We start from the raw sequence: 3676 nt of genomic DNA, 5'->3' as shown, positions 1-3676 counted from the left end.
ATGCCCTCCTCGGTCACGACGAGGTTGCCCCCGCGAAGAACCGAGCTCGCCATGAGGAACCAGCGCATCGCGTCGGATCCGTCGCGGTCGAACACCTCGCTGACGTCGGGATAGTTGCGCAGCGATTTCGACATCTTCTGGCCGTCGCTGCCCAACACGATTCCGTGGCAGCTGACGCCGGTGAACGCCGGACGGTCGAACAGCGCGCCCGACAGGACGTGCATGAGATAGAACCAGCCGCGCGTCTGGCCGATGTACTCGACGATGAAGTCGGCCGGAGAATGCTCGTCGAACCACTCGTGGTTCTCGAACGGATAGTGCACCTGCGCGAAGGGCATCGAACCGGAGTCGAACCACACGTCGAGCACGTCTTCGATGCGGCGCATGGTGCTCGCTCCGGTCGGGTCATCTGGATTCGGCCGGGTGAGCTCGTCGATGTACGGGCGGTGCAGGTCGACCTCGCCGGCGGAGTTGCGCGGCAGCCGACCGAAATCCCGCTCGAGCTCGGCCAGCGAGCCGTAGGCGTCGACGCGCGGATACTCGGGGTCGTCGCTCTTCCAGATCGGGATGGGCGAGCCCCAGTAGCGGTTGCGGCTGATCGACCAGTCGCGCGCGCCTTCGAGCCACTTTCCGAACTGACCGTCCTTCACGTTCTCGGGCACCCAGGTGATCTGCTGGTTCAGCTCGACCAGCCGGTCCTTGAGGTCCGTGACCCGGACGAACCAGCTGGAGACCGCCTTGTAGATGAGCGGATTGCGGCAGCGCCAGCAGTGCGGGTACGAGTGCTCGTAGCTCGCGAGCCGGAGCAGGCGCCCGCTCTGCCGGAGGATCCGCACCAGCGGGGTGTTGGCATCCATCCACAGCTCTCCCGCGACATCGCTCACGGCCGGGAGGAAGCGCCCGCCGTCGTCGAGGCTCATGATGAGCGGGATGCCGGCCGCCTCCGTGACGCGCTGGTCGTCCTCGCCGTAAGCAGGCGCCTGGTGGACGATTCCGGTGCCATCGCCGGTCGTCACGTAGTCGTCAGCGAGGATCCGCCATGCGTCGTGCGTGCCGTAGACCTCGGCATCCGCGTAGTAATCGAAGAGGCGGTCGTAGTGCACGTCCGCGAGGTCGGCGCCGAGGTGGACGGCCTCGACCGCCGCGACCGCATCCGCAGCGGTCTCATAGCCGAGGTCTTTCGCGTAACCGGGCAGCAGGTCCTCCGCGAGGAGGTAGCGGTGCGATTCGGCCTCGGCGAGCTCGTCGCTGCGCCCGTCGGGACCGTGATGCACGTCGGCGGCGCCGAGCGGTCCGCCCGGTACGACGACGTAACGGATGCCGGGGCCTACGGCCAGCGCCAGGTTGGTGGGCAGCGTCCACGGCGTGGTGGTCCAGGCCAGCGCGCGCACCCCGGTCAGTCCGAGGGCCTCTGCCTTCAATCCGACCAGTGGGAAGGTGACGGTGACCGACGGATCCTGACGCATCTTGTACACGTCGTCGTCCATCCGAAGCTCGTGGCTGGACAGCGGGGTCTGATCGCGCCAGCAGTACGGCAGGACACGGTATCCCTCGTACGCGAGACCCTTGTCGTACAGCGTCTTGAACGCCCACAGGACGCTCTCCATGTAGTCGGTGTCGAGAGTCTTGTAACCCCGATCGAAATCGACCCAGCGGGCCTGGCGGGTGACGTAGTCCTCCCACTCGCGCGTGTAGGCGAGCACGGATTCGCGCGCCTTCGAGTTGAAGGTCGCCACGCCCATGCGCTCGATCTCCTCCTTCTCGGTGATGCCGAGCTGCTTCATCGCCTCGAGCTCGGCGGGGAGTCCGTGGGTGTCCCACCCGAAGACCCGGTCGACGCGGTTTCCGCGCATCGTCTGGAACCGCGGGAACAGATCCTTCGCGTACCCGGTGAGCAGGTGGCCGTAATGCGGCAGACCGTTCGCGAAGGGCGGACCGTCGTAGAACACCCACTCCGGGGCGCCCTCACGATTCTGGATGGACGCGCGGAAGGTGTCGTCCGCCTTCCAGAAGTCGATGACCTCGCGCTCGATCGCCGGAAAGCGAGGGCTCGGGGGAACGTCGGGTCCGGACTTGGGGTAGGTCATGTCACTCCAGCAGGTTGCGATGCTTCCTGCGAGGACGATCCTCCCGTTCGGGAGGACCGCGGTACCACCCCGCGTGCCCCGGCTCCAGCGCTCGGCTGGATGTCGATGCCCCTCTCACTGCGGCTGTGACGGGCCTGCCCCGTCCGGTTCTACTGGGGGCTCGCGCCCTTTTCTTCCGGAAGCTCCCCGGTGATGTCCGGATCGATGCTCGTCCTCCGATTCTACGCGCCCGCCCGGCCACGCAGGACGCCGTCGAGCGCATCGTTTCTGGACGCGATCCATGAAGCCCGAAGGGTGGCAGGATGGTTGCCTGTGACATCTTCCGCACCCCTCTCCCCCTCCGCCACTCCGGTCCGTCGCGTCGCATGGGCGTCGATGGTCGGGACCTCGCTCGAATCGTTCGACTTCTACGTCTTCGCCTACTTCTCGGCGTACTTCATCGGCCCCTTGTTCTTCGAGCCGCTCGGCCCGTTCGGTGCGCAGCTGCTCGCGTTCTCCACGATCGCCGTCGCGTTCCTGGTACGCCCGATCGGCGCGGTGATCTTCGGCTACATGGGCGATCGGCTGGGTCGACGCACGACGCTCCTGTGGACGGTGGGCGTCATGGGCGTCGCGACCGGCCTCATCGGCCTGCTTCCCACGTATGCGCAGGCCGGATGGCTCGGGGCAGTTCTGCTGGTCCTCCTGCGCATCGCGCAGGGTCTGTCCCTGGGCGGCGAGTGGGGCGGCTCGATCCTGCTCGCGACGGAGCACTCCGGCCCGGTGAAACGCGCCTTCTACGCGGCCATCCCTCAGCTCGGCTCACCGGTCGGCTCGATCCTCTCCGCGGCTCTGTTCATCCTGATGACGCTCGTCCTGCCCGCAGAGGCGCTGGCGGCGTGGGGATGGCGCATCCCGTTCCTGATCGCCTTCCCTCTGCTGCTGGTCTCGCTCTACCTGCGGTGGTCGATCGATGAGACCCCCGTGTTCCGCGGGGTCGTCGCCGAGGATCGCCGGGAGCGCGTCCCGTTCGTGACGATGTTCACCGCGCGGCCCAGCGCTGTCGTCATCGCCATCGGGGCCGCGCTCCTCGGCATCGGCTCGTACTCGCTGATGAACACGTACACCATCAACTACGGCGTCGCCGAGCTCGGCTTCAGCTTCCAGGATCTGCTCGTCGCGACCACCATCGGCGGACTGCTGCAGCTGGTCACGATCCCGCTGTTCGGGGCCTGGGCGACGCGGATCGGCTCGGCACGTGTCGTCGCGTGGGGGGCGCTGGGAACACTGCTCATCGCCTTCCCGATGTACTTCCTGCTCCAGTTCGCGACCTTCCCGATCCTCGTCGCCACGATGATCGTCGGCGGCATCCTCCCGACGATGTCCTGGGCAGCGCTCGGCGGGCTCATGAATGATCTGTTCCCGGACCGTTTCCGCTACTCGGCGCTGTCCATCTCGTACGCGATCGCCGCGACCATCAGCGGGTTCGTCCCGGCGCTCACGCTGGCGATCGGGGAGGGAACCGGCTTCGCCTGGTGGCACCCCGGCGTGGTACTTGCTCCGATGGCGCTGATCACGCTCATCGCGGCCTACGCCGCGTCGAGGCGAGC

General features: G+C 67.2%; 2 protein-coding genes. One reads left to right on the top strand and one right to left on the bottom strand.

Annotated features, from left to right (window positions below; translation table 11 throughout):
* Positions 1 to 2087 (bottom strand): isoleucine--tRNA ligase (gene ileS / locus VFX99_RS15125; protein ID WP_329667118.1); only part of this gene is annotated, 2087 nt, incomplete at its 3' end.
* A 312-nt stretch (positions 2088 to 2399) separates the two neighbouring features.
* Here ileS and VFX99_RS15120 point away from each other — a divergent pair.
* Positions 2400 to 3676: MFS transporter (locus tag VFX99_RS15120; RefSeq protein WP_329667117.1), on the top strand; the 1277-nt coding region annotated here is incomplete at its 3' end.

The organism is Microbacterium sp. (assembly GCF_036277215.1).
In the GTDB taxonomy this organism is placed as follows: domain Bacteria; phylum Actinomycetota; class Actinomycetes; order Actinomycetales; family Microbacteriaceae; genus Microbacterium.
Note: the sequence above shows the minus strand (reverse complement) of the source record. Positions and strands in the feature narration are given on the sequence as shown.